Raw genomic sequence first — 26,471 nt, forward strand, 5'->3', positions numbered from 1 at the left:
CGCCGGGGCAGCACGTCAATCCAGATCGGCGCGCAGGATCAGTTCGTGATCTGCACGTGCCCCTCGGCGATGAGGTCGTCGAGGACCTGCCGCACGTCGACGCCGGCGTCGACGATGCCCGCCTTTTGCAGGACGAGGCCCGCCGCGAGGATCGACTCGCGCTGCGCCTCGCCGATCACGCCGTTGCTCAGGTCGGTGCGCTCGTTGAGCTGCTTGTCGGCGACGGCCTCGGGCAGGCCGGTCGCGGCGATGAAGCTCGCTTTGACCTCGCCGGGATTGTCGAGCGCGTATTTGCGCGCGTTCTCGTAGACGACGAGCACCCGCTTCACGACGTCGGGATACTGCTCCAGGAACGCCTCCCTTGTGCTCAGTATGCCGTAGGTGTTGGCGTCGGCGTCGCGGTGGAACAGGCGCGCGCCGTCGTTCAGCTCGACATTGGCCATCATCGGGTCGAGACCGGCCCAGGCGTCGACATCGCCGCGGACCAGCGCGGTGGCGCCGTCGGGATGCTGGAGCAGCACCGGCGTGATGTCCTGCTCGCTCAGCCCGACGCCCTGGAGGGCGCGGACGAGGAAGATGTGCGGGTCCGTGCCGCGGGTGACGGCGACGGTCTTGCCCTTGAGGTCGGCGATGGTCTCGATGCCGCTGTCCTTGCCGGCGACCAGCGCCGTCCACTCGGGCTTGGAGTAGACGTAGACCGACTTGATGGGATTGCCGTTGATCTTGGCGACGAGGGCGGCCGCGCCCGCGCTCGATCCGAAATCGATCGAGCCGGCGTTGAGGAATTCGAGCGCCTTGTTCGAGCCGAGCGACTGGACCCACGTCACCGTGATGCCGTCCCTGGCGAACTCCTCCTCGAGCCAACCCTTGTCCTTGAGCAGCATCGAGACGGGATTGTAGGTCGCCCAGTCTATGGTGATCGAGGCGGGCTTGTCGGCGGCGAAGGACGCGGCCGGGGCGAGGAGGCCGAGCGACAGGGCAAGGCCGAGGACAAGACGACGAGACGGAAACTTCATGGCAGTTCTCCCCATGGGCCGGACGCGACGGCGCCGGCATTGATCGAGGCGGACCAGCGGTCCGCCGTCAGCTCGCGGGAGAATTTTCGGCCCCGCGCTTTAGCTGCATTTGTTAAGCGCCCGCAAGCTGCATGCTCAAATCGGCGCTTCTTCCAATTTATAAAGCGGCCTTCCCCTCGGGAAACCGGAACGATTTGCGTTCTTTCGCCGAACGCCGGAAAAAAATTCCAGAATATGCGAGCGCCGTGGTGTTCCGCGAACGAACCGGCGCAAGCCCCCGGCCTCACACCTCGTCGAACCGGCCGCCTTCCTTGGAAGGGTCGCGGGTTAGGGCGGCTTCGTCGCGGTCCTCCGGCAGCGCCTCGTCGCTGTTCTGGTACGGGTTGTCGTCGTCCTCGCCCGGCAGCTCGCCGTCGCGCGGGCTGTCGTATCTCAGGTCGCCGTTCTCCGGCAGGCTGTCGGGCGTCAGCGCGCCGCTTTCGATCGCCTCCCAGTCCTGCTCCTCCAGCGCCGGGCCTTCCTGCCGGGGGTCGTCCTCGTTCCGCGGGTCGGGTTTTCTGCGCGGGTCCATGGTCTCGGCTCCTTCGTTCCTCGTTCCTGCGCCAAATCGGCCGGGCGGCGGATTGTTCCACCTATCGGGGCGAAGGGCGGGCGGGGGTCGCGCCGCCGGACAGCCAGCGCAACACCGTGCTTTCCGAGGCATCGAGCCCTTTCAGCGGCCGGGAAAGCCGCCGCCGGATCGCTTCCATCTCCGGGCCGAGCCGCCCCTCCTGCCATGCCTCCATCGCGGCTGGATGGACATAGCAGCGGCGGCAGACGGTGCGCGTGTTGCGCAACAGTCCGGCCACATCGTCGAGCACGGCGTTGAGCGCGATCGCCTGCTCGCGCTTCGAGCCGGGCACCTCCGTTCCGGCCAGCGACAGCACGGCCGACACCGTCGCGCCCCAGGTGCGGAAATGCCGTGACGAGAAATCCGGGCCGATCGCCGCGCGGATATAGTCGTTGACGTCCTGCGAGCGGATATCGCGGCGGCCGCCCGCCTCGTCAAGATACTGGAACAGGCGCTGTCCCGGCAGCTCCTGGATCGCGCGCACGACGGTGGCGACCCGGCGGTCGGAGAGCTTCAGCTGCCATTTCCGCCCCGATTTCCCGGTGAAGGAGAAGGCGAGGCGCGATCCGTTGGCCTCGAGATGGCGCGAACGCAGCGTCGTCAGGCCGAAGCTCTTGTTCTCCTGCGCGTAGGCGTCGTTGCCGATGCGGATCAGCGTGTTGTCGAGCAGCCGTACCACCGAGGCGACGACGCGCTCGCGCGGCAATCCCCGCTTGCGCAGGTCTGCGTCGACGCGCGCGCGCAGCTTCGGCAGCGCCCGGGCGAACGCGACGAGGCTGGAGAATTTCGCCTCGTCGCGGTGGGCCGTCCATGCCGGATGATAGCGATACTGCTTGCGGCCGCGCTCGTCGCGGCCGGTCGCCTGGATGTGGCCGGCCGGGTCCGGGCATATCCACACCTCGGTCCACGCCGGCGGAACGGCGAGCGCCCCGATCCGCGCGAGCTCCCCTTCGTCGCCGAGGCGCCTGCCCGCCGGGTCGAGATAGAAGAAGCCCTTGCCGGCGCGTCGGCGTCGATATCCGGGCTCGGCGTCGTTGACATAAAGAAGATCGGCCCGCTCGGCCGCCTCTATCGACGCACTCCAACCCCGCATGACCGAACGCCTTCTTGCCTGTCCCGGCTAGAACGGCACCGCATCCTTCTTGTTCCGGCAGGCGACCGGTTGGCGGGGTTGATTCGACTGGTCCCGGGGACTACCAAGCCGGCTGACGGCGAAGCCCGCCGGCTATTCCCCCCAAACGACTGCTCTCGCCCCCTGCCATGACCGATGCCCTGATCCTTGCCGTTGCCGCCTTCTGCGCCGGCGTCCTCAACACCGTCGCGGGTGGCGGGACGTTCCTGACCTTCCCGGCGCTCGTCTATACGGGCGTGCCCGTCGTCGTCGCCAACGCCACCAGCGCGGTCGCGGTGTTCCCCGGCTATCTCGGCGGGGCGGTCGGCTTCAGAAGCGAGCTTGCCGCCTATGACCGCAGGCGGCTTGTGCGGATCGCCGCGGCGACGGCGGCGGGCGGGCTGATCGGCTCGCTGCTTCTCCTCGTGTCGTCGAACGAAGCGTTCTCGGTCGTCGTGCCGTTCCTGCTGCTCGCCGCCACCCTCGCCTTCGCCTTCGGCGACAGGATGCAGGCCTGGGCGCAGCGCCGCCGCGCCGGCAAGCCGGAGGGCTGGGCCGGCACGGTGCTGGTGTCGATCTATGGCGGCTATTTCAACGGCGGCCTCGGCATCGTGCTGCTGGCGCTGTTCTCGCTGTGGGGCATGCGCGACCTCAACGTCATGAACGGGCTGAAGAACGGCCTGTCCTTCATCCTGTCGGCGATCTCGGTTGCCACCTTCGCCGTGGCGGGCATCGTCGTCTGGCCGCAGGCGGCGCTGATGATGGCGGCGGCGACCGTCGGCGGCTATGCCGGCGCGCCGCTCGCGCGCAGGCTGCCGCGCAAGGTGGTGCGCGGCGTCGTCATCGCCGTCGGTCTTGCCATGAGCGCGGTCTTCTTCGCTAGGCTGTTCGCCTAGTTCAGGGGATTGCGCCGCATTTTTACTGAAACATTTCCACGCCTGGCCCGTTTTGTCGCCGAGGGACTAAACATCAGAGGTCAAGCCATGAGACATATATCGACAAGCCTTTGCACAGCGGTGGCGCTTTCCTTCGCGCTGGGCAGCGCGGCGCCCGCGATGGCCGCTCCCGTGCTGTTGCAGCAAGGCCCGGCGGTCAAGTCCGACGTGCTTCAGGTCCAGGACCGGCGGCCGCGCGGCGATGATCGGCGTGACCGCTTCGATCGCCGCGACGACCGGCGTGACCGCTCCGACCGCCGTGACGACCGTCGTGACCGCTTCGAGCGTCGCGGAAACCAGGCCTATTACAACGGCCATCGCGGCTATCGTGATCGTCGCGCGGGCTATCGCCAGCACAATGGCTGGTGGTTCCCGCCGGCCGCCTTCATCGCCGGCGCCATCATCGGCGGCGGAATGGCCAACCAGCAGCCACAGAGGCTGAGCCGCGCGCATGTGCAGTGGTGCCAGGACCGCTGGCGGTCGTACCGCGTTTCCGACAATTCCTATCAGCCGCTCAACGGCCCCCGTCGGGCTTGCGTTTCGCCCTATAGCTGAGCGTTTCCCGACGACATGAACCCGCGCCGCGTCGGCGCGGGTTCCGTTTGCGCTTCTGCCAGCCCCGCCTGAACGGGAACGGAGGAACCAGCCTCGCCCTTCGGCGGTTATCTGCCCGATTACCGCGCTCCTGTTTTCCAATCTCGTCACGGCATGAATTCTACCCTTCTTCCCTCACTCGATCTCGGCGTCATCGGCAACGCGGCCGCGGCGGCGCTGGTCGACCGCAACGCCTCGATCGTCTGGATGTGCGCGCCGCGCATGGACGGCGACCCGGTGTTCTGCCGGCTGCTCGACGGTCTGCCCGAAGGACGGGAGGAGGAAGGCTGCTGGTCGATCGCCATGGACGACGTCGTCGAATGCCGGCAGTCCTATCTGCGCAACACGGCGGTCCTGGAGACGGTGCAGGCCGACGGCGACGGCAACCGGCTCAAAATCACGGATTTCGCGCCGCGCTTCAAGGCGCGGGGGCGTATCTTCCGGCCGCTCACCGTCGTGCGCATCGTCGAGCCGCTGGCGGGCTCGCCGCAGATCCGCGTCCGGCTGCGGCCCCGGCACGGCTACGGCGCCCATGCGCCGGAGACGACGCGCGGAACCAACCACATCCGCTTCGTCCTCGGCGACCAGGTGCTGCGGCTGACCACCGATGCGCCGGTCGAGTTCGTCGAGCGCGGCACGGCGTTCCTCGTCGACCGGCCCTATGCCTTCATCCTCGGCGCCGACGAGCGGCCGGAGCAGGCGCCGCTGCCGGCGGCGAAAGCCTTCCTCGACGACACCGTCGCCTATTGGCAGGAATGGGTGCGCTATCTTTCGGTGCCGGTCGATTTCCAGGACGTGGTGATCCGCGCCGCGATCACGCTCAAGCTGTGCTCGCACGAGGAAACCGGCGGCATCGTCGCGGCGCTGACGACGTCGATCCCCGAATATGGCGAGAGCGGCCGCACCTGGGACTACCGCTTCTGCTGGCTGCGCGACTCCTATTTCACCGTCAAGGCGCTCAACCTCCTCGGCGCGACCAAGACGATGGAGGATTATCTCGGCTACGTCTCCAACGTGGCGGCGAGCTCCCCCGACGGTTATCTCCAGCCGCTGTTCGGCCTCGGCCTCGAGCGCCGGCTGGACGAGGCCGTCATCGGCTCGCTGCCGGGCTATCGCGGCCACGGTCCGGTCCGCAGCGGCAACGCCGCCTACACCCAGGTGCAGAACGACGGCTACGGCTCGGTGATCCTGTCGGTCATCCAGCATTTCTTCGACGAGCGGCTGCCGACGGCCGGCGACGAGGGGCTGTTTCGCCGGCTGGAGCCGCTGGGCGAGCAGGCGGTGCGCCGCTGGAACGAGCCGGACGCCGGCATCTGGGAGTTCCGCACCCGCAACGGCGTCCACACCCATTCGGCGATGATGTGCTGGGCGGCCTGCGACCGCCTTGCCAAGATCGCCGGCAAGCTCGGCCTGTCCGCCCGCGCCGCGTACTGGCGCGAGGAGGCCGAGCGCATCCGCGACGGCGCGCTGGAGCGGGCGTGGAACGGCGAGCTGCGGAGCTTCACCTCGACCTTCGGCGGCTCCGATCTCGATGCGAGCCTGCTGCTCATGCCCGAGATCGGCATCGTGCCGGCGAACGATCCGCGCTTCCTGTCGACGCTCGCCCGCTGCGAGGAGCATCTGCGGTTCGGCAACCACCTTTACCGCTATCGCGCGCCGGACGATTTCGGCGAGCCGGAGACCGCGTTCACCGCCTGCACCTTCTGGCTGATCGACGCGCTCGTGCGCGTCGGCCGTCACGACGACGCGCTCGACGTCTTCACCGACGTCCTCGGGCACAGGAACCATCTCGGCCTGCTTTCGGAGGGCATGCACCTCGACAGCGGCGAATTGTGGGGCAACTTCCCGCAGACCTATTCGATGGTCGGCCTGATCAACGCCGCGATGTCGCTTTCGCGCAAGTGGTCGGACGTCCTCTAGGCGCCGCGCGAAACTTTCATAAAATTGCGACCCGCCGCCCAATCGAATCTTTATCCATAGCGGGCATCTCTCGGCTGCTCGGGTAACGAGAGTTATCGCTATCGAACAGCGAAGGGCGGGCTGTGCTTGACCATACGTCGCTTCTCCTGGCCGTCGTGCTGCTGGGCGTATGCCTCGCCGTCGTGCTTTTCGCGGGCTGGCTCATCACCCGCACCGAACCGTTCCTGTTCCTCTGGTCGGCCGGGCTCCTGGTTCTGGTCATGGGGCTGGGGCTGTTCATGCTCTACATCAACGGTCCCATGCCGCTTCTGGCGTTCCCCGCGTTTTCGCTGCTCCTGACGGGGTTCAGCATCATCGAGGGAGCGGGGCGGCAGTTCCGCACCGGAAAGCCGCCGACCCGGCGGATCCTCACCCTGTCGATCCTGTCCGTCGCCGCCATCGCGCCATTCTTCCTCACCGGCATCGACGGCTTCGGCACGAGCCTGGTCAACGCGCTCGCCGGCGCCATCCTCGTGTCGGCCGGCATCGGCTACTGGAAGGCACGATCCGAGGCGCCGACGCTTATAGCCATCCTCGCCGGCCTCTATGTCGTGGTCGGGCTGTCGTTCCTGCTCTGCGCCGTCGTCATCCTCGTCGAATCGCCCATCTACCGCGTCAGGACAGCCAACAACTGGGCCGAGAACCTGAACGCCCTGGCCGCCATCATCGGCCTGGCCGGCATCGGCGCCATCTCGCTGGCGCTGAACCAGTCGCGGCTGGTGAGGAGCCTGAGCGTGGCCTCGGTCACCGACCCGCTGACGGGCCTCTACAATCGCCGCGCGCTTTTCGACCGGTACGAGGCCGCGCTCCTTCCGGTCGGGACAGCGGTCGCCATCTTCGATCTGGACCACTTCAAGTCGATCAACGATCGGTACGGACACGCCGTGGGAGACGAGGTGTTGAAGCGCTTCGCCGGATTGCTCGCCCGGATCACCGGAGATGACGGCTTCGCGGCGCGCACCGGCGGCGAGGAGTTTGTCGTCGTCTTCGGCAATGCCGCGGCGGTTCCCGCCCAGATCACGGTCGTCAGGATCCGCGACGAATTCTCGAAGGCCGTTCTCGATGCGGGGCAGGCCCAACTGAGATGCACGGTAAGCGCAGGCCTGTCCTTCGCGTCCGCCTCCAGACGCGATCTTTCTTCCGTGCTGCACGAAGCGGACATGGCCCTGTACACCGCCAAGAAAGGCGGCCGGAACCGGGTGTGCGTCAACGGGAAGCTGCTGGCTGCCTGAAGTCGGCGCCCGCCCTGCATGCCGGCCGTTCCTTCGCCGGCGGGCATCCGGCGCGGCAGGACAAGGCCGCCGCCGCCGGCCGCGCGCTGTGCACCGGAATTATCCGAGCTTGCGGGACAGCGACCGAAGCTGCGCAGGATCGGGCGTCTCGGATGCGAGCGCCGTCATCAACAGCCGGCAGTCGGTATTGCCGATGTCCGCCGTCTCGCGAAACAGGCGGTGATTGCGCGCCTGGTCCAGGGTAAGCCGCTGCTTCGGGTTCGGATGCATAAGCCCGTTTATCAGGTCGTCGACCAGGGCGTTGCCGCTCGACCCGGCAAAGGCGCCCTGCGCGATGCGTCCGACATTGCCCTGAGGCCCGGAGTCGCTGACGCCGGTGTCGATGACGCGTCCGTTCTGCGCGGCGCCGAGTTTTTTCAGTCCGGCGTTCACCCGTTCCCCTGCGGGGCCGGTCGCTTGCGGGTCGCACTGGCCGATATCACGGCCGAACACGGTCGTGAACATGGTCGACCCCAGCGCCCAGGCGTCGAGCGCCGCGCCGTCGATGTCGCGCCGCAGGCCCAGCCTCTGGGCAAGCACGTCGTGCATCGCATCTCTTGCCATGGCGACGTCGCGGTCGATGGCCTTGGAAGACAGGGCCGAAACATCATAGAGAAGCCGCTCCACCCTCAGCCTCAAGGCGGCGGTATGGAAGTCGATCGCCTCCGGCGCGACATACATCAGCGCGCCCGCCAGCTTCTCTGCGGCAATATCGAACTTCTGCGTCTCGATCGAATTCCCGAAATCCGCGATCTTGCAGACCCCGCCCTCCCCGACGAAGCAGTTGAGCGTCTTGAAATCGAGATGGGCCAGCCCCGTCTTCCGGTGCAGATGCGCCATCCCTTCGACCATGTCGCTCAGCATCGTGAACTTCACGGCCATCGCCGCCTCGGGCGAGACGTTCTTTGCGGCCAGCTCCCTGGCGAGGTTGACTGCCGCAGCGCATGCGAGAGCGTTGGGCTCGACCCGTCGGTAGGCTTCCTGCATCGCGACCGACCGGGTCGGCCAAGCCTAGCGCTCGACCTGATGGAGGAACTGCGTCCTGCGCTCGCCGACAGGCTGGCGCTTTCGCTCATCAACAGGCGCCAGCTTCGCGCCAGCGATTTCCGGACCCAGGAAAGCGGCGCAGTGCTGCTTTGCGACGACGCGCGCAAGACGGTGCTCACCGCATGGCAGGAGCGTAAGAGGGAAGAACGCAGGCATGCCTTTCTGGACGAGAAGCCGAGCAAGCCGGGCACGGACGGACGGCGGTCGTGTTCTTCTCCCGTTCGGGAAACACGGCGCTTGCCGCCCGCCATGTGGCACGGCGACTGAACGCCCGGCTGATCACGCTCGAAGCCGAGGATTACCGGCTCGGCCTTTGGGGCTGGATCAAAGCCATGCGCGACGCGCGCGGTGAAGGGGCGATCACGCCGCAGACCGTCGACCTCGACGCCTTCGACACCCTCTATCTAGGCTCCCCGGTATGGCTTTACAGTCCCGCGCCGCCGATCTGGAGCTTCGTCGCGCACAACCGTTTCGACGGTAAGCGCGTGGTGCTGTTCAACACCTTCAACAGCCAGTTCAAACCCGAATTCATCGCCGAATTCGAGGCGCGGGTGATGGAGAACGGCGCGCGCTCCTTCGAGCACCTTTCCGTCCAGCGCGGGCGCATGACCCAGCAACTGACACCGCAGGAGATGCTGCGCGCCATCGACGCCGAATGGTTTTAACGGCCAGCAAACGCCTCCCCCGGGCACGACGTGTCGCCACGGTGCGGCTACCGTAATGGATCGGGAAACCGCGCCCTTGCGACGGGATTCTCGCTCTACGACCGCGCGATGCGGGCATGAGATCGGCCCCTGGGCGGATGGCCAGTTTCGGGAACGAGGACCGGCATCTTGAATGACGAGAATGGCGGCGCTTTCCCGACGAAGCTCATTAACTAGGTGCAGGGAGATTCTCCCGGAGCGACCGCTGAAACTTGCCAGTCCAACCCGAATCGCCAATGAGCGAACCCTCGCCACGAACCGCCAGCGGCTGCAACTCCTTGAGGATCGCAATCGCCTGATCAGGCAGAGGCGTGGCATGCACACGCCGCATTTTCATGCGGCCTAACGGAACGGTCCACGTTCGCTTCTCGAAATCGATCTCGTCCCAACGCGCCCCCCGGACTTCGCCGGGCCGAAGGGCAAGAAGGGCCATCAGCTTCAGCGCCGCGACTGTGGTCGGCTGACCGCCTTCCCATGAATAGATGGCGCGCATCAGCGGAGCCAAGCGGCTCCGGCTTCACGATAGCGGCGCGGTGCCGAACGTTCGGGGCTATCAGCGCGCCCTTGAGATCGGCCGTCGCATCACGCTCCGCCCAGCCGTTTGCGACGGCAAACCGCAGGACGCGACCGATCGTGGATCGCAAGCGTCGGGCCGTTTCGTAGTTGCCCTTGGCTTCTATAGGTCGAAGCACCGCCAGAACGTCCTTCGGTGCGATCTCGTGCACCAGCTTGTCCGCCAATCCTGCCGCCAGATCGTTGAGCAGCCAGCGCGCCTTGCCCATTGTGATGGCCGCCCGCCCTTCCTTTTCCGCCTTGGTCAGGTATTTTTCCGCGACAGCGGCAAAGGTGTTCTCCGCTGCCTCTCTGGCGGCTTTGACGGCGACCTTGCGCTCTTTCCTATCTTCGCCTGGATCTGTGCCGGCCTCAAGAAGCCCCTTTGCCTTCCTGCGGGCTTCCCGCGCATCGGAGAGCGACGTTGCCGGGTATGAGCCGAGAGCGAGCGCCTTTTGGCGACCGCCGAACCGATAGGCAAGTCGCCACAAGCGGCTGCCGTTCGGGTTCACGAGCAGGAACAGGCCGCCACCATCCGAAAGCTTGAATTGTTTGTCGCGCGGCTTGATGGATCGCAGCGCCACGTCGCTGAGTTTGTCCGTCGCCATGTGCCGGTCCCGTGTTTGGTACCGTGATTTTGATACCAACAAGCATACCAACAAATTTTCCGGATGCCAACGGATGCCGGAAGACGCCTCTGGACGTAAACTTCTGGATTTCCTTGGATTTTCCGGCTTTCTCCAGACGCCTATGGACGTGGAAAAACCGGAAAATGGTGCCCAGGAGAGGACTCGAACCTCCACGCCTCGCGGCACACGGACCTGAACCGTGCGCGTCTACCAATTCCGCCACCTGGGCAGGTGACCGCATGTGTCTTTCGGGGGAGCGTTCGCTGCCCGGACCATGCGCGGTGCGCCGCCGATGTAGGCGGGCGCAGGCGCGCTGTCAATCACAAACTCGCGGCAACCCGCAAATCCGGCGCCGTGGCCGCTCAGCCTTCGAGGATCTCCTTGGAGGCGACGGTGGAATCGGCATTCAGGCGATAGACGATCGGGACGCCGGTGCCGAGCTCGACCTTGATGACCTCCTCGCCGGAAAGGCCGTCCAGCGCCATGATCAGGGCGCGCAGCGAATTGCCGTGGGCGGCGACCAGCACCGTTTGTCCACGCAGCACATGCGGCTGGATGACGTGCATGTAATAGGGCCAGACGCGCGCGCCGGTGTCGCGCAGGCTTTCGCCGCCGGGCGGCGGCACGTCGTAGGAGCGGCGCCAGACATGGACCTGCTCCTCGCCCCACCTGGCGCGCGCGTCGTCCTTGTTGAGGCCGGAAAGGTCGCCGTAGTCGCGCTCGTTCAGGGCAAGGTTCTCTACCGTCTCGAGGCCGGGCTGGCCCACCGCCTCGAGGATGTGGCGGCAGGTGACCTGCGCCCGGCCGAGCGCCGAGGTGTAGGCGATGTCGAAGGTGAGGCCGCGCGCGGCGAGCTTGCGGCCCGCTTCCTTCGCCTCCTCGTGGCCCTTTTCCGTCAGGCCGGGGTCGCGCCAGCCGGTGAACAGGTTCTTCAGGTTCCACTCGCTCTGGCCGTGGCGGACGAGGACCAGCGTTCCGGACATGGGATACTCCTTTGCGAAGTTTTCAGGAAAAGAGGTTCAGAGCCCGAGCACGTCGCGCATCGAATAGAGGCCGGGCTTCCTGCCATGCGCCCACAGCGCGGCCCGAACCGCGCCGCGCGCGAACAGCGAGCGGTCCTCGGCGTGGTGGGAAAGCACGATGCGCTCGCCCGGCCCGGCAAGGATCACCGAATGGTCGCCGACGACCGAGCCGCCGCGCAGGGTGGCGAAGCCGATCGTGCCGGCCTCGCGCGGGCCGGTGTGCCCGTCGCGCACGCGCACGCTCTTGTCCTCCAGCGCCACCTCGCGCCCCACTGCCGCCGCCCGGCCGAGCAGCAGCGCCGTGCCGGAGGGCGCGTCGACCTTGTGGCGGTGATGCATCTCCAGCACCTCGATGTCGAACTCGTCGCCGGCGAGCGCGCGCGCCGCCTGCTCGACGAGGACGGCGAGCAGGTTGACCCCGAGGCTCATATTGCCGGACTTGACGATGGTGGCATGGCGGGCGGCGGCGGCGATCTTCGCGTCTTCCTCGGCCCCGCAGCCGGTGGTGCCGATGACGTGGACGATGCGCGCCTGCGCGGCGTAGCCGGCGAACTCGACCGTCGCGGCCGGCGCGGTGAAGTCGAGCACCCCGTCGGCGCCGGCGAAGACCGGCAGCGGATCGTCGCTGATGGCGACGTCCAGCCTGCCGACGCCGGCGAGCTCGCCGGCATCCTGCCCGAGGAACGGCGATCCCGCGCGCTCGACCGCGCCGGCGAGCGCGGCGCCCGGCGTCTCGTCAATGGCGCGGATGAGGGTGCGGCCCATGCGCCCGGCGGCCCCCACGACGACCAGCTTCATGCTCATGCCGCTCCCTCCGCGTCGGTGCTGGCCGCGCGCGAAGGGCTTCTGCCCTGCGTGCGGTAGAAACGGGCATAGACGCCGTTCGGCTCGGCGAGCAGCCGGGCGTGCGGGCCTTCCTCGACGACCTGCCCGGCCTCCAGCACCACGATATGGTCGGCGTCGACGATGGTGGACAGCCGGTGGGCGATGACGATGGTGGTGCGCCCCTTCATGGCCTCGTCCAGCGCCGCGCGCACCGCGGCCTCCGATTCGGCGTCGAGCGCCGAGGTCGCCTCATCGAGCAGCAGGATCGGCGCGTTGCGGACGATGGCGCGCGCGATCGACAGCCGCTGGCGCTGGCCGCCGGACAGGGTCGCCCCGTTCTCGCCCATCGGCGTGTCGTAGCCGCGCGGCAGGTCTCGGATGAAGTGATCGGCATGGGCGAGCCGCGCGGCCTCCTCGACCTCGGCGTCGCTGGCGTCGGGGCGGCCGTAGCGGATGTTGTCGCGCACCGTGCCCTCGAACAGGTAGGGGTGCTGCGAGACATAGGCGATGGCGCCGCGCAGCGAGGCGCGCGACACCGTCTGGATGTCCTGCCCGTCGATACGGATGGCGCCCGAGGAGGGGGCGTGGAACCGCTCCAGCAGCGACAGAAGCGTCGACTTGCCGGCGCCGGAGCTGCCGACCAGCGCCGTCGTCCTGCCGGCGGCGGCGGCGAAGCTGACGCCGTTGAGCACCGGCAGGCCCGGCACGTAGGAGAAGAAGACGTCGTCGAAACGAACCTCGCCACCCGCGACCTCCAGCCGCGCGGCGTCCCCGGCGTCGACCTCGCCGGCCGGGCTGTCGAGCAGCTCGTAGATCATGCGGGCGTTGACCAGCGACCGCTCGAGGCTGACCTGGACGCGGGCGAGCCGGCGCGCCGGGTCGTAGGCGAGCAGCAGCGCGGTGATGAAGCCGAACACCGAGCCGGGCGGCGTGCCGTCGCTGGTGACGCGCCACGCGGCATAGGCGATGACGCCGGCGACCGCGAAGCCGGCGAGGATCTCCGAGATCGGCGTCACGCGCTCGGACACCCGGGCGATCTTGTTGGCCCGGCTTTCCGCCTCGGCGATCAGCCCCGACATCTTGGCGGAAAGCTGCTCCTCCATGGTGAAGGCCTTGACCACGGCGATGCCCTGCGTCGCCTCCTGCATGGCCCCGACCAGCCGGGAATTGACCTCGATGGCCTGCCGCGCGACGAGCCGCATGCGGCGCATGATGGCGTTGACCGCGAAGATCAGCGGCGGCCCGATCAGCACGGCGATGATCGACAGCACCGGATCGAGCGTGATCATCGCGCCGACGAGGGCGATGAGCATCACCGCGTCGCTGGCGATGGCGCGCAGCGTCATCGACAACAGGTCGCGGATGCCCAGCACGTTGGCGTTGATCTGGGCGGCGAGCCGGCCGGAGCGCTCGCCGCCGTAGAAATCGAGCCCGAGCCGCATCAGGTGGTCGAAGATGCGCTTCTGGTAGCGGGCGACGAGATTGTTGCCGATGCGCGCCAGCAGAACCGACTGCCCGTAGGAGGCGAGGCCCCGCACGGTGAACACGCCGATGACGGCGATGCTGATCAACGGCACGAGGTCGAACCTCTGGTCGTAGAATACCTGGTCGATCAGCGGCGGCATCACCCACGGGATGGCGGCGGTGGCGGCGGCGACGGCGATCAGGCACGCGATGGCGAGGGCGTAGATGCTGACATATTCGCGCGCGTTCTCGGCGATCACGCGCTTGAGCACCGGCCAGACCTCACCCTGCGCCGGTTTGCGCTGCTTTTTCCTGTGCGCGGTCAAGTGTGTCGTTCTTTCCTGCATGCGCCGGTCAGGGAAGGGCTATGCCCTGTCGCGGCGCGTTGCGCAATCGCGAAATCGCGCTGCGGCGCCCGGCCTCACCCTCTGGCTTGCCCCTAGACCCGTCCCCAGCGGCGGCCGTCGAGCTCGATGCCGAAGCGCGCCGGCGTGCGCGCATAGGCGGCGAGGCCGGCGAGCGCGGCGAGCGGATGGGTGACGACATGGACCGGCATCGCCCGCAGAAGGGCGCTGTGCGGGGCCTTGTCGTCGAAGGCGGCGCGGAAGCGGCCGTTCTTCAGCGCCGGCACGATCTTCTGCACGATGCCGCCGGTGAGATAGACCCCGCCCCGGGCCATGAAGACGAGCGCGAGGTCGCCGGCGAGGCGGCCGAGGCAGGTGACGAACATGTCGAGCGCCTCGACGGCCTCTGCGTCCTCGCCGGAAAGGGCGGCGGCGGTGATCTCGGCCGGGGTGGAGAGGCGCGGCGCGACATCGTCCGCCATTGCCACGGCGCGATAAAGATTGACCAGCCCGCGCCCGCACAGCATCTGCTCGCCCGAGATGCGGCCCTCGATGGTCTCGACATGCGGGAACACGGCGAAGTCGCGCGGCGAGCGCGGTCCCATGTCGACATGCCCGCCTTCGCCCGGAACAGGGATCCACATGCCGCGGGCATGGACGAGGCCGGCAACGCCGAGCCCGGTGCCGGGGCCGAGGACGACGCGGCCCGATTCCTCCTCGGCCTCGCCGCCGCCGATCTTCTCCATATGCTCGGAGCCGAGCGCGACGACGCCGAGCGCCTGCGCCTCGAAATCGTTGAGCACCACGACCTCGTCGAGCCCGAAGGCCTCGATCAGCGCCTTCGGCCGCACGACCCAGCCATGGTTGGTCAGCGCGATCTCGTCGCCGTCGACCGGGCCGGCGACGGCGAGCAGCGCCGAGCGCGGCCGCACCGAGGTCCGGTCGAACACGGCGGTCTGGATCGCCTCCTCGAGCGAGGCGAAATCCGCCGTGCGGACGCCGGGAAACTCCTTCGGCTCGGCATTGGCGTCTATGAGGATCGCGAAGCGGGCATTGGTGCCGCCGATGTCGCCCGTCAGGACCGGGAAATTCATCATGATCCGTCGTCGCTTGGTCTTAAGGTTCGGCCGGCGCGAGCGGCTCTCACGCGGCTAAATCGGTTTAGGGCGGCGCCGTCGCCGAAGTCAAGCGCCTCAAGCCCACGGGCCGTCCTCAGTCGCGCGGGCGCGAGAACGGCAGCGGGATGGCGCTTTCCGGCGTCGGCGCATAGGCGCTGGCCGCCACCGGTGCGGCCCCCGCTGTTGCGATGACCGGCGCGCCGCCGCCGATCGTCACCGCCGCCTCGGAAGCCGGCGCGGGCGCGGAAAGCACGGCCTGGCAGGCGGCCGGCAGGGCGGACAGGCGCATCACGTCGCGGGCGCGCGGCTCGGCCGGTCCCTTGGAGGTGCGCCACGGTTCCTCGGTGAACCACCAGGCCAGCGAGGCATCGCAGCCCTCGCTTTTCGGCGCCGGCTCCTGCCCCCGGCAGCCGGGCGAGCCGGCCGGGCAGCCGATGCGGACGTGGAAATGCGAATCGTGGCCCCAGAACGGGCGCACCTTGCGCAGCCAGGAGCGGTCGCCCGTCACCGTGTCGCACAGCTTCTTCTTGATGCCGGGATGGACGAGGATGCGCTCGACATTGCCGTAGCTCGCCGCCCGCTTCAGCACGGCGGCGTGGGCCGGCGTCCATTTGCGGTCGTCGACGTAAAGCGAGTTCGTCTTGAGCATGGAGACGAACTCCATCCTCTCGCGCTCGGCCTCGGTCAGGCGCTTGCCCGTCGGCATCGGCACGAACCAGATGTCGGCGTCGAGGCCGAGCTGGTGCGAGGCGTGGCCGCTGAGCATCGGCCCGCCGCGCGGCTGCGAGACGTCGCCGATCAAGAGGCCCGGCCAGCCGTCCTTCGCCGCCTCGCGCGACAGGCGCTCGATGAGCGCAATCATGTCGGGATGGCCCCAGCGGCGGTTGCGCGACAGGCGCATCGCCTGCCAGTTGGGGCCGTCGGCGGCGATGGCCATGCCGCCGGCGAAGCAGCCCTTGGAATAGAAGCCGTGCACGGCAGGCTTGGCCGCCGCCGGCAGGCGCTGGGCGCCGAACACCTCCTTGGCCAGCGGGTCGGCCTGGGCGGGCAGGGGAACGAGTGCCGCCGCCGCGCCGCCGACGAGGCCAAGAGCGAGCGCGATGCCGCGCAAGGTCGCCTTCAGTGTCATTCTATTCGCGCCTCTGCTACTCCATGCCCTCCCACCGCAGCATGGCCGCGACAGGGTTAAGCGAATCATAACAGCAACGGCCCGGCCTTTCGACGACACTGTCAGGCTTCCTGCCTCACCCCACCCAGCGCGAGGTCGATCTCGGCGGCGACGTCGGGATCGTCGTCGCCAAGGCCGCGAAGCGCCTGCGGCCCTTCGAGCTCGGCCAGCGCCCACACGGCCGTGCCGCGCACCAGCGGCGAAGGATCGCCGAGCAATAGCCGGACCTGCGGCGCGAGCGCCGCGTCGCCCGAATTGCCGGCGGCGATCAGCACGTTGCGGATGAAGCGGTCGCGGCCGATGCGCTTGACCGGCGAGCCGGCGAACAGCGCCCGGAAAGCCGCGTCGTCGAGGGCGAGGAGATCGGCGAGCCTCGGCTCCTGAAGATCGGCGCGGGCGACGAGCTTGGCCTCCGACGCACGCTGCGCGAACTTGTTCCACGGGCAGGCGGCGAGGCAGTCGTCGCAGCCATAGACGCGGTTGCCGATCGCCTTGCGGAACTCGTGCGGGATCGGTCCCTTCAGCTCGATGTTGAGGTAAGAGATGCAGCGCCGCGCGTCGATCTGGTAGGGCGCGGGGAAGGCGTTTGTCGGGCAGATGTCGAGGCAGGCCCGGCACGAGCCGCAGCGGTCCTGCGCCGCCTCGTCGGGCGCGAGCTCGGCCGTGGTGAAGATCGAGCCGAGGAACAGCCACGCGCCGAAATCCCGGCTGACGAGGCAGGTGTGCTTGCCCTGCCAGCCGATGCCGGCCGCCGCCGCGAGCGGCTTTTCCATCACCGGCGCGGTGTCGACGAAGACCTTGACCTCGGCGCCGCTGCGCGAGACGAGCTTCTGCGCCACCTCCTTCAGCCGGCCCTTGATGATGTCGTGATAGTCGCGGTGGCGGGCATAGACCGAGATCGCGCCGCGGTCCTTCCTGTCGAGAAGCTCCAGCGGGTCGCGGTCCGGGCCGTAGTTCATCGCCAGCATGATGACGGAGCGCACGTCCGGCCACAGCGCGCGCGGGTCGCCGCGCCGGTCTGCCGTCTCGGCCATCCATTCCATGGTGCCGTGACGGCCCTTGCCGACATGGTCGGCGAGGCGGGCGGGAACGAGCGGGGTCGAATCGGGCGTCGTGACGGCGACGGCGTCGAAGCCGAGCTTCCTTGCCTCGGCGTCGATGAAGGCGCGAAGCCTCGATGCGGAAGGCAGGCTTCCGGCCGCCGCCATCAGAAGTCGAGGTCGCCGTAATGCGAGGCCGGCGACAGCCCGCGCACCCTGTCGGTCAACAGCGGCCGGAAGGAGGGGCGCGACTTGATGCGCGTGTACCAGTCCCGCGCCGCCGGATAGTCGGCCCAGGCGACCTCGCCGAGATAGTCGAGCACGGAGAGCGAGGCGGCGGCGGCCATGTCGGCATAGGAAAGCCGCCCGCCGGCCAGCCAGTTGCGCGTGCCGGCCAGCCAGTTGGTGTATTTCAGGTGCTGGCGGATGTTGGCGCGCGCGGCGCGGATCGCCGTCGAATCGGGCGAGCCGCCGCCGAACTCGGCGCCCATCACCGGCTTCAGCACCCGTTCGCGCACCAGATGGCGGGTCACGTCCGCCTCCAGCTTGCCGAGATACCAGTCGATCAGGCGGCGGATCTCGGCCCGCGCCAGCGGGTCCTCGGCCATCAGCCGGCGGTCGCGCTTCAGCACCCCGCGCGTCTCGTCGAGATATTCGGAGATCACGCTCGCGCCGACGATCGGCTGGTCGCCCTCGGCCAGCAGAACGGGGAGCGTCGCCGCCGGGTTCAGCGTCAGGAACTCCTTGCGCCGCTGCCACGGCTTTTCCTCGATGAGCGCGAGCTCCTCGCCATATTCCCCGAAGGAAAGGCGCACGAAGCGGCAGGAGGCGAACAGGGGGTGATGAAACAGGGTCAGCATGACAACCGGGATACGCAACGCTCTGGCTTTTTTGCGGCGACGGGGCTAAGTCTCGGACCCGTTTTTCGAGTCGGGCGCCGGGCCAGCCCCGTCCTATAGGCGCTCATCATCCCCCTGACAAGCAAGCAGCCGGCGGCGATGCCCGGCGACGGAGGCGCGAATGAGCGAGCAGAGCATCGTCGAGGCCGCCCTTCTCGGCATCCTCGAAGGGCTGACGGAGTTCATCCCCGTCTCCTCGACCGGCCATATCCTGCTCGCCGGGCACTTCATGGGCTTCGAATCCACCGGCAAGGCGTTCGAGGTTTTGATCCAGCTCGGCGCGATCCTCGCCATCCTGTCGGTCTATTTCGCCCGGCTTTGGGACATGCTTATGAAGTTGCCGTCCGACCGCGGCACGCAGAATTTCGTCGCCGGCATCCTCATCGCCTTCCTGCCGGCGGCGGTGATCGGCGCGCTCGCGCACGGCTTCATCAAGACCGTGCTGTTCGAGACGCCGGTGCTGATCTGCATCATGCTGATCCTCGGCGGCTTCGTGCTCCTGTGGGTCGACCGGCGCGACGTCGCGCCGAAATACGTCGACGCGGGGCGGTTCCCGCTCTCGGTCTATTTCCGCATCGGCCTCTTCCAGTGCCTCGCCATGATCCCCGGCGTGTCGCGCTCGGGCGCGACCATCGTCGGCGGCCTGCTGCTCGGCGCCGACAAGCGCTCGGCGGCCGAGCTCTCGTTCTTCCTCGCCATGCCGACCATGGCCGGCGCCTTCGCCTACGACCTTTTCAAGAACCGCGACGCGCTGTCGGCGGCCGACCTGCCGATCATCGCCACCGGCTTCGTCTGCGCCTTCTTCGCCGCGGTGCTCGTCGTGCGCCGGCTGCTCGATTTCGTCTCGCGGCGCGGCTACGCGCTGTTCGGCTGGTGGCGGCTGATCGTCGGCACCCTCGGGCTGATCGCTCTCGCCATCTGGGGCTGAACGCCGCTCAAAGATACGCCGTCAGCCCGCGACGGATCATATCGAGCGCCAGCAGCGTGATGCCGACCTTGAACCAGCGGCGGAAGGTCTCTTCCGGAAGCTTCTCCAGCCACGCGCTGCCGTAAACCGTGCCGAGATAGCCCGACGCGATCATGACGGCGACGAGCGGCAGCCAGGCGGCGAAGGCGAAGCCGGCAAAGCCGAACACCACCACCTTGAGGAAATGCTGCACGGTCATGCCGGCCGCATGGGTGGCGACGAGCGCCTTGCGGTCGCCCGGCATCAGCTGGGCGAAGAAGGCCGACAGCAGCGGCCCGGTCGCGCCGACGAACATCGTCACCAGCGCGGTGACGGCGCTTCCAACGCCAAGGCCGGCGCGCGACAGCCTGTCGAAGCCGGGTATCTTGGTCCACGTTACCGCGACGATGAAGAGGCCGAGCACGAGCTTCAGCAGCGCATCGGGAAGCTGGACCACGAAGAACGCGCCGGCCACCGCCCCGGCGAGCGAGCCGGCGAGGAACGGGCCGAAGATGTCGCGTCGCACATGCGCCCGCTGGTGCCAGGCGCGGCCGGTGTTGGAGCCGAGCTGCACCGCGCCGTGAACGGGAATCAGCGCCGCGACCGGGATGAACAGCCCCATCAGCGCCAGCATGGCGACGCCGCCGCCGACGCCGAAGGCGGCGGTCAGCGCCGAGGTGAAGAACGAGGCGACGACGAGCAGCAGCGCCGCGCCCGCGCCGAGACCCTCGGGCAGGAGCGCGGCAAGCGTCTCCAAGGCCGGGCTTCTCCTACGCCACGGTGGTCTTGGTGAACTGGCCGGCCGGGCGATACTGCCACAGATAGGTCGGCAGCACCGCCTCGGTCGTCTGCGGCGTGATGCCGATGCCCTCGAGCGTGCGGCCTTCGCTGCGCGCCTCGCCGGAGACGACGTTGTCGTGCTTCAGCATCTCGACCTGGTCGGCGGTCAGCAGCGGATTGGGCAGCAGGCCGAGGATGCGCCCTTGCAGCTTCGCCAGCCACCACGGCAGCGGAACGAGGATGCGCTTGCGCTCGACGACGCGCAGCATCTCCTCGAGGAGCGCGCGGAAGCTGCGCACCTCCGGCCCGCCCAGTTCGTAGATGCGGCCGCCCGCGACGGTGCCGTCGACCGCGCGCGCGATCGCCTCGGCGACGTCGCCGACATAGACCGGCTGGAAATTCGTCTCGCCGCCGCCGATCAGCGGCAGGACGGGCGAAAGGCGGGCCATGGCGGCGAAGCGGTTGAAGAAACGGTCCTCAGGCCCGAACACGATCGACGGGCGGAAGACGACGGCGTCCCTGACGATATCGAGCACCGCCTTCTCGGCCTGCCCCTTGGTGCGGGCGTAAGGAATGGGCGAAGAGGCGTCGGCGCCGATGGCCGAGACGTGGACGAGCTTCGCGCCCTCGGCCCGCGCGGCCTCGGCCACGGCCCGCGCGCCGAACTCCTGCACGGCGTTGAAGGTCTGGCGGCCGCTCTGATGCAGGATGCCGACGAGGTTGACGACGCAGTCGGCGCCCTCGACCGCGCGGTCCACCGACCAGCGCACGCGCAGGTTCGCCTGCACCGGCTGGATCTGCCCGACATTGCCGAGCGGCTGGACGTGCAGCGCGAGGTTCGGATTGCGCACCGCGACCCGGACGCGGTAGCCGCGCCTGGCGAGCGCGCGCACGACATGGCGGCCGATGAAACCGCCGCCGCCGAAAACCGTGACGAGCGGGGGGACCTTTACGACTGGCGTCATGGCTTGCTCTCCATGGGCTGGCTCTCCAATGGCTTGCCTGTTCAGCCGCTTCTTAATCGCTTCTCCGCCAAAGGCAAAGGGCGCGAATTGCCCCATATGGAGAATCGTCCCTCGCTTTTCCGATTCTGCTTCAACCTGCATTCCAAGGCGGCTATTGACGACACGGACTTGAGTATCCGTGGGCAGGAGGACATTCGATGCGCTTGGCGATCCATTTGGCGATGCGGCTTGCTGCAGTGGCGGCCGTCATGGCGCTGGCCGGGTTGGCCGCGCCGCAGGCGTTGGCCGCCGAGGCGCACGGCCTGCCCGGAAGCGAGATGTCGCTGCTGTGGGCGATTCCCTTTGCCGGCATCCTGCTGTGCATCGCCGGCGGGCCGCTGTTCTTCCCGCATGCGTGGGAACACCACTACGGCAAGATCGCCGCGTTCTGGGCCGCGCTCGTCATCGTGCCGCTCGTCCTCGCCTACGGGCTGCCGGCGGCGACGGAAGCGGTGCTGCATGCCATGCTGCTCGAATACATGTCGTTCATCATCCTGCTGTTCGGGCTGTTCACCATCGCCGGCGGCATCCTCGTCTCCGGCAATCTGTGCGGCACGCCGCTCGTCAATTCGGCGCTTCTGCTGATCGGGGCGCTGATGGCGTCGGTCGTCGGCACCACCGGCGCGTCGATGATCATGATCCGCCCGGTGCTGCGCGCCAACGACGACCGCCGTCATAACGTCCATGTCGTCGTGTTCTTCATCTTCCTCGTCTCCAACATCGGCGGCTCGCTGACGCCGCTGGGCGACCCGCCGCTGTTCCTCGGCTTCCTGCGCGGCGTCGACTTCTTCTGGACCACGACGCACCTGCTGCCGGAAACCCTGTTCGTCGGCGGCCTCGTGCTCGGCCTCTTCTTCGTCCTCGACAGCGTGCTCTACCGCCGCGAAGGCGGGCTGCCGAAGATCGTCGACCCGACGCCCGATTCGCGCGTGCGGCTGCGCGGCCTCGTCAACCTGCCGCTGCTCGCCGGCGTCATCGCCGCGATCCTGATGTCGGGCATGTGGAAGCCTGGCGGCGGGATCACCATAGCCGGCGTCACCGTCGAGTGGCAGAACCTCGCGCGCGACGTCATCATTCTCGCGCTCGCCTTCGTCTCGCTCGCCGTCTCCAGCAAGGAATACCGCGCCGCCAACGGCTTCAACTGGGGGCCGATCCTCGAGGTCGCCAAGCTGTTCGCCGCCATCTTCATCTGCATCGTGCCGGTGATCGCCATCCTGCGCGCAGGGCTCGGCGGCGCGTTCGCGCCGCTCGTCGCCCTCGTCACCGGGGCGGACGGCGCGCCGAACGACCTCGCCTATTTCTGGCTGACCGGCGCGCTCTCGTCCTTCCTCGACAACGCGCCGACCTACCTCGTCTTCTTCGAGATGGCCGGCGGCGACCCGCAGGCGCTGATGACCACGCTGTCGTCGACGCTGATCGCGATCTCGGCCGGCGCCGTGTTCATGGGCGCCAACACCTATATCGGCAACGCGCCCAACTTCATGGTCTACGCCATCGCCCGCGGGGCCGGCGTCGCGATGCCGAGCTTCTTCGGCTACATGCTGTGGTCGGGCGCGGTGCTGGTCCCGGTCTTCGCGCTGGCGAGCCTCGTCTTCTTCCTCTAGCCGTCAGGGCGCAGGGCGGAGGCAAAGAAAAAACCCGCCGGATCGCTCCGGCGGGTTTTCTCGTTTCAGGCCCGAAGCCGGGAAGGCGCTATTCGCGTCCCTGCTTCTTGAGCGCGGCGCCCAAGATGTCGCCGAGCGAGGCGCCGGAGTCGGTCGAGCCGTACTGGGCGACCGCCTCTTTCTCCTCGGCGATTTCCAGCGCCTTGATCGAGACCTGCAGCTTGCGGGTCTTCTTGTCGAAGACGACGACGCGGGCATCGACCTTCTGGCCGACCGAGAAGCGCTCGGGGCGCTGCTCGTCGCGGTCGCGGGAAAGGTCGGCGCGCCTGATGAAGCTCTCGAGGCCGTGGTCGACGAGGTTGACCTCGAGCCCGCCGTCCTTGACCGCCGTGACCTCGCAGGTGACGACCGCGCCCTTGCGCAGCTCGCCCGAGGACGCCGCCTCGCCGACCGCGTCGCGGCCGAGCTGCTTGATGCCGAGCGAGATGCGCTCCTTCTCGATGTCGACGTCGAGGACCTGCGCCTGCACCATGTCGCCGCGGTTGTATTCCTCGATCACCTGCTCGCCCGGACGGTTCCAGTCGAGGTCGGAGAGGTGGACCATGCCGTCGACATCGCCGTCGAGGCCGATGAACAGGCCGAACTCGGTCTTGTTCTTGACCTCGCCCTCGACAACCGATCCGACCGGATGGTTGCGCGCGAAGGCCTCCCACGGGTTCTCCAGCGTCTGCTTGAGGCCCAGCGAGATGCGGCGCTTCTGCGGGTCGACCTCGAGCACGACCACGTCGACTTCCTGCGTCGTCGACAGGATCTTGCCGGGGTGGACGTTCTTCTTGGTCCACGACATCTCGGAGACGTGGATGAGGCCCTCGATGCCCGGCTCCAGCTCGACGAACGCGCCGTAGTCGGTGATGTTCGTGACCTTGCCGAGGATCTTCTTGCCGATCGGGAACTTGGTCCCGATGTCCTGCCACGGGTCGGCCTCGAGCTGCTTCATGCCCAGCGAGATGCGGTGCGTCTCTTGGTTGATGCGGATGATCTGCACCTTGACCGTCTGGCCGATGTTGAGGATCTCGGTCGGATGGTTGACGCGGCGCCAGGCCATGTCGGTGACATGCAGCAGGCCGTCGATGCCGCCGAGGTCGACGAACGCGCCGTAGTCGGTGATGTTCTTGACGACGCCCTCAACGACCTGACCCTCTTCGAGGTTCTGGACGATCTCGGAGCGCTGCTCGGCGCGGCTCTCTTCAAGAACCGTGCGGCGCGACACGACGATGTTGCCGCGGCGGCGATCCATCTTGAGAATCTCGAAGGGCTGCGGGTTGTGCATCAGCGGCGTGACGTCGCGGATCGGGCGGATGTCGACCTGGCTGCGCGGCAGGAAGGCCACGGCGCCGTCGAGATCGACCGTGAAGCCGCCCTTGACCTGGTTGAAGATGACGCCCTCGACGCGCTCGCCGGCGTTGAACTTGGCCTCGAGGCGGACCCAGCTTTCCTCGCGGCGAGCCTTCTCGCGCGACAGCATGGCCTCGCCCAGCGCGTTCTCGATGCGCTCGACATAGATCTCGACTTCATCGCCGGCCTTGAGCTCCTTGGCCTGCGCGCCGAACTCCTTCAGCGGCACACGACCTTCGACCTTGAGGCCGACGTCGATGATGGCCATGTCCTTCTCGATGGCGGTGATGAGGCCCTTGACGACGGAACCTTCGGCGGAATGCTCGGCGGAGAACGACTCGTCGAGCAGGCTGGCGAAATCGTCACGGGTGGGGTTTGCTTGGGACATATGTGCTCCTGGAATGCCCTGCCCCGGCATCGCGTGCATAAGGGGCCTTCGGGCTGCGCCATGGGTTTGCGTTGCGTTCTGGCCCGTGTCGCATCGCGATCCGCTCTTCGCGGATCGGCTTGCCGCTTTTTCGGCGGCATTTCCGGCGCTTGACGATGCGGCGGGCCGGTTGGTTGCTTTCGCGCGATTCCGGACGGAAAAGTGCTTCACGCTTTTCCTAGAATCGCTGAAGGTAAAAACGAAAAACCGCGCCGCAAGCCGTTCCCGTCCCTTTCGGGCGAAACGGTGCGCCGCCTGTCGCTTTCAGCCTTCGTTCCGGGCGTCGAGGGCCTGATCGACCAGCTTTCTCGCTGCCAGAAACGCGGTCTCTATATCCATTTCGCTCGTATCGAGCAAGTGCGCGTCGACTGCCGGCCTCAGCGGCGAATCGGCGCGCTCCGTGTCGCGCGCGTCGCGGCGCTCGATGTCGGCGAGGATTTGCCCGTAGTCGGCCGTGCCGCCGCGCGCCTCGATCTCGTTGAGCCGCCGCCGTGCCCGGACCGCGGCCGTCGCCGTGACGTAGAGCTTCACGTCGGCATCGGGACAGACCACGGTGCCGATGTCGCGGCCGTCGAGCACCGCGCCGGGCGCGGCGCGCGCGAAGGCGCGCTGCTTCTCGACCAGCATGCGCCGCACGGCGGGAATGACCGCGATCCTCGACGCCGCCTCGCCGACCGCGTGCTGCGACAGCGTCTCGCGGTCGAGCGCGCCGAGATCGACCGCGGCCGCCGCGCGGGCCGCCGCCGCCTCGTCGTCGAGCGGCAGTCCCTCTACAAGCATGCGATGCGCGACCGCGCGATAGGTCAGGCCGGTATCGAGCAGGTTCAGCCGGTAATGGTCGGCGAGCCGGCGCGCCATCGTGCCCTTGCCCGCCCCGGCCGGCCCGTCGATGGCGATGATGAAATGCGGCATCAATTAGTCGCCTCGTCGCGACTTGGGCAGGCTCTTTGCCTGGCGCGCCAGCGCGCTGATCCCCCTATCGGCTTCCGCATGGCGCTCCATCTTTCTGTCCTCAGCAAATCTGGAATATTCGGTCTCGGCTTTCCGCCGCGCATGGTTGGCCGAAATGCTGCCGCCATGCCGCAGCAGAGCGCGTCCCAAACTGCTCAGCTGTTGATCCAGCAATCGTTCGGCATCGCCGATCACTACCAGCCGCCCGAGATCGAGCTGGTCCTCGAAAATGTCGAGTAATATCATCGTCAGGCGGTTCAACTCACGCAGTTCGCTGTCGCTCATGTAGTTCTTGGATGTGGTGACATCGCTCTTGCGTATGTTTTCCGATGGCCAGTTCGTCAGCCCCATATTGTCGGCACGATGATCGGAACGCTCGAAAACAACCTCCGACGGCGTTTTGGAGGTTACGGCAAAGACGAGCTTGGCCTGGGTCCGCTGATAGAACTCGCGCGCCTTCTGCGAGGCAGGATCGTAATCCTGGCACATCGCGCAGATGCTCTTCAATTCCCGGTAGACATTCGCCTCGTCAGAGCGGATGTCGCGGATGATCTCGCGCAATTCCGCAATGCGATCCGCGTTCTCGGGCGCTTTGAGGCGAGGAGCATCGACGACGAAGCCGGATCTGGCATAGCGCACCAGCACTCCCGTCGCCCAACGACGAAACACGGTGGCCTGAGCGGACGAGACCCGATATCCGACCGAGATGACCATATCGAGGCTGTAGAGCGTTACCGGGCGATCCGCATTTGCAATATGCATTTTTTGCATATTGCCTTCTTCAACCAGTTCGCCGTCACTCAAAACATTGCCGATGTGGCGAGAAATCACGGACTGGTCACGCCCAAAAAGCTGGGCGATCTGAGCCTGAGTCATCCAGAGCGTCTCGCTCTGAAAGCGTATATCGAGCCGCGGCCCTCCCGATGATTCATAGATCAGAAATCGGTCACCCGATTCAACGTCTTCAACCAGTTGGACCGGACCCTCGGAGTCACTGTTCATAGCTACCAGCTAAGGCCAGTCGAACAAATTGGCAACATTCATATGCTGCTTTCC

At 67.6% G+C, this 26,471-nt stretch carries 25 protein-coding genes, 1 tRNA gene and 1 pseudogene; 8 read left to right on the plus strand and 19 right to left on the minus strand.

Going from position 1 to position 26,471, the window contains the following annotated elements; all coding sequences use genetic code 11:
- Nucleotides 1-38: 38 nt before the first annotated feature.
- The 3 genes from M9945_RS01735 to M9945_RS01745 all read right to left on the minus strand — a co-directional run bounded on the left by M9945_RS01735 (nt 39) and on the right by M9945_RS01745 (nt 2,719).
- Nucleotides 39-1,016, minus strand: a complete 978-nt coding sequence (locus M9945_RS01735) for an aliphatic sulfonate ABC transporter substrate-binding protein (RefSeq protein ID WP_367943175.1) — start codon at nt 1,014-1,016, stop codon at nt 39-41.
- Between the two features lie 283 nt (nt 1,017-1,299).
- Nucleotides 1,300-1,587, minus strand: coding sequence for a hypothetical protein (locus M9945_RS01740; RefSeq protein ID WP_367943176.1), 288 nt, complete (start codon nt 1,585-1,587; stop codon nt 1,300-1,302).
- 61 nt (nt 1,588-1,648) lie between these two features.
- Nucleotides 1,649-2,719 carry a DNA topoisomerase IB gene (locus M9945_RS01745; RefSeq protein WP_367943177.1) on the minus strand — a complete coding sequence of 357 codons (1,071 nt, stop codon included), beginning with the start codon at nt 2,717-2,719 and terminating at the stop codon, nt 1,649-1,651.
- A gap of 167 nt (nt 2,720-2,886) precedes the next feature.
- Here M9945_RS01745 and M9945_RS01750 point away from each other — a divergent pair, with 167 nt between their 5' ends.
- From M9945_RS01750 to M9945_RS01765, 4 genes are all read left to right on the plus strand, one after another.
- Nucleotides 2,887-3,633 (plus strand): sulfite exporter TauE/SafE family protein, encoded by a 747-nt coding sequence (locus M9945_RS01750; RefSeq protein WP_367943178.1) that lies wholly within the window; start codon nt 2,887-2,889, stop codon nt 3,631-3,633.
- A 159-nt stretch (nt 3,634-3,792) separates the two neighbouring features.
- Nucleotides 3,793-4,227 (plus strand): BA14K family protein, encoded by a 435-nt coding sequence (locus tag M9945_RS01755; protein ID WP_367943179.1) that lies wholly within the window; start codon nt 3,793-3,795, stop codon nt 4,225-4,227.
- 153 nt (nt 4,228-4,380) lie between these two features.
- Nucleotides 4,381-6,186: a glycoside hydrolase family 15 protein gene (locus M9945_RS01760; RefSeq protein ID WP_367943180.1), complete on the plus strand. Its 1,806-nt coding sequence runs from the start codon at nt 4,381-4,383 to the stop codon at nt 6,184-6,186.
- A gap of 122 nt (nt 6,187-6,308) precedes the next feature.
- Nucleotides 6,309-7,457 carry a GGDEF domain-containing protein gene (locus tag M9945_RS01765; RefSeq protein WP_367943181.1) on the plus strand — a complete coding sequence of 383 codons (1,149 nt, stop codon included), beginning with the start codon at nt 6,309-6,311 and terminating at the stop codon, nt 7,455-7,457.
- Nucleotides 7,458-7,556: 99 nt separating this feature from the next.
- On the opposite strand, the gene M9945_RS01770 is transcribed toward M9945_RS01765, so the two are convergent.
- Nucleotides 7,557-8,483 carry a protein kinase gene (locus M9945_RS01770; RefSeq protein ID WP_367943182.1) on the minus strand — a complete coding sequence of 309 codons (927 nt, stop codon included), beginning with the start codon at nt 8,481-8,483 and terminating at the stop codon, nt 7,557-7,559.
- On the opposite strand from M9945_RS01770, the gene M9945_RS01775 reads away from it, so the two are divergent.
- Nucleotides 8,478-8,810: a CRISPR-associated endonuclease Cas1 gene (locus M9945_RS01775; RefSeq protein WP_367944741.1), complete on the plus strand. Its 333-nt coding sequence runs from the start codon at nt 8,478-8,480 to the stop codon at nt 8,808-8,810. The two genes, M9945_RS01770 and M9945_RS01775, sit on opposite strands and share 6 nt — an antisense overlap.
- The gene (locus M9945_RS01780) at nt 8,750-9,208 is read left to right on the plus strand and encodes a flavodoxin family protein (protein ID WP_367944831.1); all 459 of its coding nucleotides are present in this window, start codon (nt 8,750-8,752) and stop codon (nt 9,206-9,208) included. The genes M9945_RS01775 and M9945_RS01780 overlap by 61 nt, the downstream gene beginning before the upstream one ends.
- 208 nt (nt 9,209-9,416) lie before the next feature.
- Here M9945_RS01780 and M9945_RS01785 read toward each other — a convergent pair whose 3' ends face one another.
- The 10 genes and pseudogenes from M9945_RS01785 to M9945_RS01830 all read right to left on the minus strand — a co-directional run bounded on the left by M9945_RS01785 (nt 9,417) and on the right by M9945_RS01830 (nt 18,269).
- Complete coding sequence (locus tag M9945_RS01785) at nt 9,417-9,740, minus strand: tyrosine-type recombinase/integrase (protein ID WP_367943183.1); 324 nt, start codon at nt 9,738-9,740, stop codon at nt 9,417-9,419.
- A gap of 409 nt (nt 9,741-10,149) precedes the next feature.
- A pseudogene (locus tag M9945_RS01790) lies at nt 10,150-10,407 on the minus strand (Arm DNA-binding domain-containing protein); the annotation flags it as partial.
- 165 nt (nt 10,408-10,572) lie between these two features.
- Nucleotides 10,573-10,657: transfer RNA gene (locus M9945_RS01795), tRNA-Leu, on the minus strand.
- Nucleotides 10,658-10,790: 133 nt separating this feature from the next.
- Nucleotides 10,791-11,411: a 2,3-bisphosphoglycerate-dependent phosphoglycerate mutase gene (locus M9945_RS01800; protein WP_367943184.1), complete on the minus strand. Its 621-nt coding sequence runs from the start codon at nt 11,409-11,411 to the stop codon at nt 10,791-10,793.
- A 36-nt stretch (nt 11,412-11,447) separates the two neighbouring features.
- The gene (gene dapB / locus M9945_RS01805; RefSeq protein ID WP_367944742.1) at nt 11,448-12,248 is read right to left on the minus strand and encodes a 4-hydroxy-tetrahydrodipicolinate reductase; all 801 of its coding nucleotides are present in this window, start codon (nt 12,246-12,248) and stop codon (nt 11,448-11,450) included.
- Between the two features lie 2 nt (nt 12,249-12,250).
- Nucleotides 12,251-14,086, minus strand: coding sequence for an ABC transporter ATP-binding protein (locus tag M9945_RS01810; protein WP_367943185.1), 1,836 nt, complete (start codon nt 14,084-14,086; stop codon nt 12,251-12,253).
- A 92-nt stretch (nt 14,087-14,178) separates the two neighbouring features.
- Nucleotides 14,179-15,180 (minus strand): glucokinase, encoded by a 1,002-nt coding sequence (locus M9945_RS01815; RefSeq protein WP_367943186.1) that lies wholly within the window; start codon nt 15,178-15,180, stop codon nt 14,179-14,181.
- A gap of 115 nt (nt 15,181-15,295) precedes the next feature.
- Nucleotides 15,296-16,330 carry a penicillin-insensitive murein endopeptidase gene (gene mepA, locus M9945_RS01820; protein WP_367943187.1) on the minus strand — a complete coding sequence of 345 codons (1,035 nt, stop codon included), beginning with the start codon at nt 16,328-16,330 and terminating at the stop codon, nt 15,296-15,298.
- A gap of 101 nt (nt 16,331-16,431) precedes the next feature.
- A complete protein-coding gene (gene queG, locus M9945_RS01825; protein WP_367943188.1) occupies nt 16,432-17,577 on the minus strand; it encodes a tRNA epoxyqueuosine(34) reductase QueG in 1,146 nt (381 codons plus the stop codon).
- On the minus strand, nt 17,577-18,269 hold the full coding sequence (locus M9945_RS01830; protein WP_367943189.1) for a glutathione S-transferase family protein: 693 nt from the start codon (nt 18,267-18,269) through the stop codon (nt 17,577-17,579). The genes queG and M9945_RS01830 overlap by 1 nt, the downstream gene beginning before the upstream one ends.
- Nucleotides 18,270-18,429: 160 nt before the next feature.
- Between M9945_RS01830 and M9945_RS01835 the strand changes: the two genes are divergently transcribed.
- Entirely contained in the window at nt 18,430-19,236 is an 807-nt protein-coding gene (locus M9945_RS01835; protein ID WP_367943190.1) for an undecaprenyl-diphosphate phosphatase, read from the plus strand.
- A 7-nt stretch (nt 19,237-19,243) separates the two neighbouring features.
- On the opposite strand, the gene M9945_RS01840 is transcribed toward M9945_RS01835, so the two are convergent.
- Together M9945_RS01840 and M9945_RS01845 are read right to left on the minus strand one after the other, a co-directional pair.
- Nucleotides 19,244-20,011 (minus strand): sulfite exporter TauE/SafE family protein, encoded by a 768-nt coding sequence (locus M9945_RS01840; RefSeq protein ID WP_367943191.1) that lies wholly within the window; start codon nt 20,009-20,011, stop codon nt 19,244-19,246.
- A 13-nt stretch (nt 20,012-20,024) separates the two neighbouring features.
- Nucleotides 20,025-20,999, minus strand: coding sequence for a complex I NDUFA9 subunit family protein (locus tag M9945_RS01845; RefSeq protein WP_367943192.1), 975 nt, complete (start codon nt 20,997-20,999; stop codon nt 20,025-20,027).
- A gap of 221 nt (nt 21,000-21,220) precedes the next feature.
- On the opposite strand from M9945_RS01845, the gene M9945_RS01850 reads away from it, so the two are divergent.
- The gene (locus tag M9945_RS01850) at nt 21,221-22,642 is read left to right on the plus strand and encodes a sodium:proton antiporter (protein WP_367944743.1); all 1,422 of its coding nucleotides are present in this window, start codon (nt 21,221-21,223) and stop codon (nt 22,640-22,642) included.
- An 88-nt stretch (nt 22,643-22,730) separates the two neighbouring features.
- Here the strand turns inward: M9945_RS01850 and rpsA are convergent, their stop codons facing one another.
- The 3 genes from rpsA to rhuM form a co-directional block, all read right to left on the minus strand.
- A complete protein-coding gene (rpsA, locus tag M9945_RS01855) occupies nt 22,731-24,425 on the minus strand; it encodes a 30S ribosomal protein S1 (protein WP_367943193.1) in 1,695 nt (564 codons plus the stop codon).
- Between the two features lie 303 nt (nt 24,426-24,728).
- A complete protein-coding gene (gene cmk, locus M9945_RS01860; protein ID WP_367943194.1) occupies nt 24,729-25,376 on the minus strand; it encodes a (d)CMP kinase in 648 nt (215 codons plus the stop codon).
- A gap of 3 nt (nt 25,377-25,379) precedes the next feature.
- Nucleotides 25,380-26,417 carry a RhuM family protein gene (gene rhuM / locus M9945_RS01865; RefSeq protein WP_367943195.1) on the minus strand — a complete coding sequence of 346 codons (1,038 nt, stop codon included), beginning with the start codon at nt 26,415-26,417 and terminating at the stop codon, nt 25,380-25,382.
- Nucleotides 26,418-26,471 lie beyond the last annotated feature (54 nt).

The organism is Aquamicrobium sp. (assembly GCF_023954335.1).
Taxonomy (GTDB): domain Bacteria; phylum Pseudomonadota; class Alphaproteobacteria; order Rhizobiales; family Rhizobiaceae; genus Aerobium.

Bases quoted from the DNA above. Each gene is read 5' to 3' on its own strand.
- M9945_RS01735 (WP_367943175.1), bottom strand. From the start codon at position 1,016: ATGAAGTTTCCGTCTCGTCGTCTTGTCCTCGGCCTTGCCCTGTCGCTC.
- M9945_RS01740 (WP_367943176.1), bottom strand. From the start codon at position 1,587: ATGGACCCGCGCAGAAAACCCGACCCGCGGAACGAGGACGACCCCCGG.
- M9945_RS01745 (WP_367943177.1), bottom strand. From the start codon at position 2,719: ATGCGGGGTTGGAGTGCGTCGATAGAGGCGGCCGAGCGGGCCGATCTT.
- M9945_RS01750 (WP_367943178.1), top strand. From the start codon at position 2,887: ATGACCGATGCCCTGATCCTTGCCGTTGCCGCCTTCTGCGCCGGCGTC.
- M9945_RS01755 (WP_367943179.1), top strand. From the start codon at position 3,793: ATGGCCGCTCCCGTGCTGTTGCAGCAAGGCCCGGCGGTCAAGTCCGAC.
- M9945_RS01760 (WP_367943180.1), top strand. From the start codon at position 4,381: ATGAATTCTACCCTTCTTCCCTCACTCGATCTCGGCGTCATCGGCAAC.
- M9945_RS01770 (WP_367943182.1), bottom strand. From the start codon at position 8,483: ATGCAGGAAGCCTACCGACGGGTCGAGCCCAACGCTCTCGCATGCGCT.
- M9945_RS01785 (WP_367943183.1), bottom strand. From the start codon at position 9,740: ATGCGCGCCATCTATTCATGGGAAGGCGGTCAGCCGACCACAGTCGCG.
- M9945_RS01800 (WP_367943184.1), bottom strand. From the start codon at position 11,411: ATGTCCGGAACGCTGGTCCTCGTCCGCCACGGCCAGAGCGAGTGGAAC.
- dapB (WP_367944742.1), bottom strand. From the start codon at position 12,248: ATGAAGCTGGTCGTCGTGGGGGCCGCCGGGCGCATGGGCCGCACCCTC.
- M9945_RS01810 (WP_367943185.1), bottom strand. From the start codon at position 14,086: ATGCAGGAAAGAACGACACACTTGACCGCGCACAGGAAAAAGCAGCGC.
- M9945_RS01815 (WP_367943186.1), bottom strand. From the start codon at position 15,180: ATGATGAATTTCCCGGTCCTGACGGGCGACATCGGCGGCACCAATGCC.
- mepA (WP_367943187.1), bottom strand. From the start codon at position 16,330: ATGACACTGAAGGCGACCTTGCGCGGCATCGCGCTCGCTCTTGGCCTC.
- queG (WP_367943188.1), bottom strand. From the start codon at position 17,577: ATGGCGGCGGCCGGAAGCCTGCCTTCCGCATCGAGGCTTCGCGCCTTC.
- M9945_RS01830 (WP_367943189.1), bottom strand. From the start codon at position 18,269: ATGCTGACCCTGTTTCATCACCCCCTGTTCGCCTCCTGCCGCTTCGTG.
- M9945_RS01835 (WP_367943190.1), top strand. From the start codon at position 18,430: ATGAGCGAGCAGAGCATCGTCGAGGCCGCCCTTCTCGGCATCCTCGAA.
- M9945_RS01845 (WP_367943192.1), bottom strand. From the start codon at position 20,999: ATGACGCCAGTCGTAAAGGTCCCCCCGCTCGTCACGGTTTTCGGCGGC.
- M9945_RS01850 (WP_367944743.1), top strand. From the start codon at position 21,221: ATGCGGCTTGCTGCAGTGGCGGCCGTCATGGCGCTGGCCGGGTTGGCC.
- rpsA (WP_367943193.1), bottom strand. From the start codon at position 24,425: ATGTCCCAAGCAAACCCCACCCGTGACGATTTCGCCAGCCTGCTCGAC.
- cmk (WP_367943194.1), bottom strand. From the start codon at position 25,376: ATGCCGCATTTCATCATCGCCATCGACGGGCCGGCCGGGGCGGGCAAG.
- rhuM (WP_367943195.1), bottom strand. From the start codon at position 26,417: ATGAACAGTGACTCCGAGGGTCCGGTCCAACTGGTTGAAGACGTTGAA.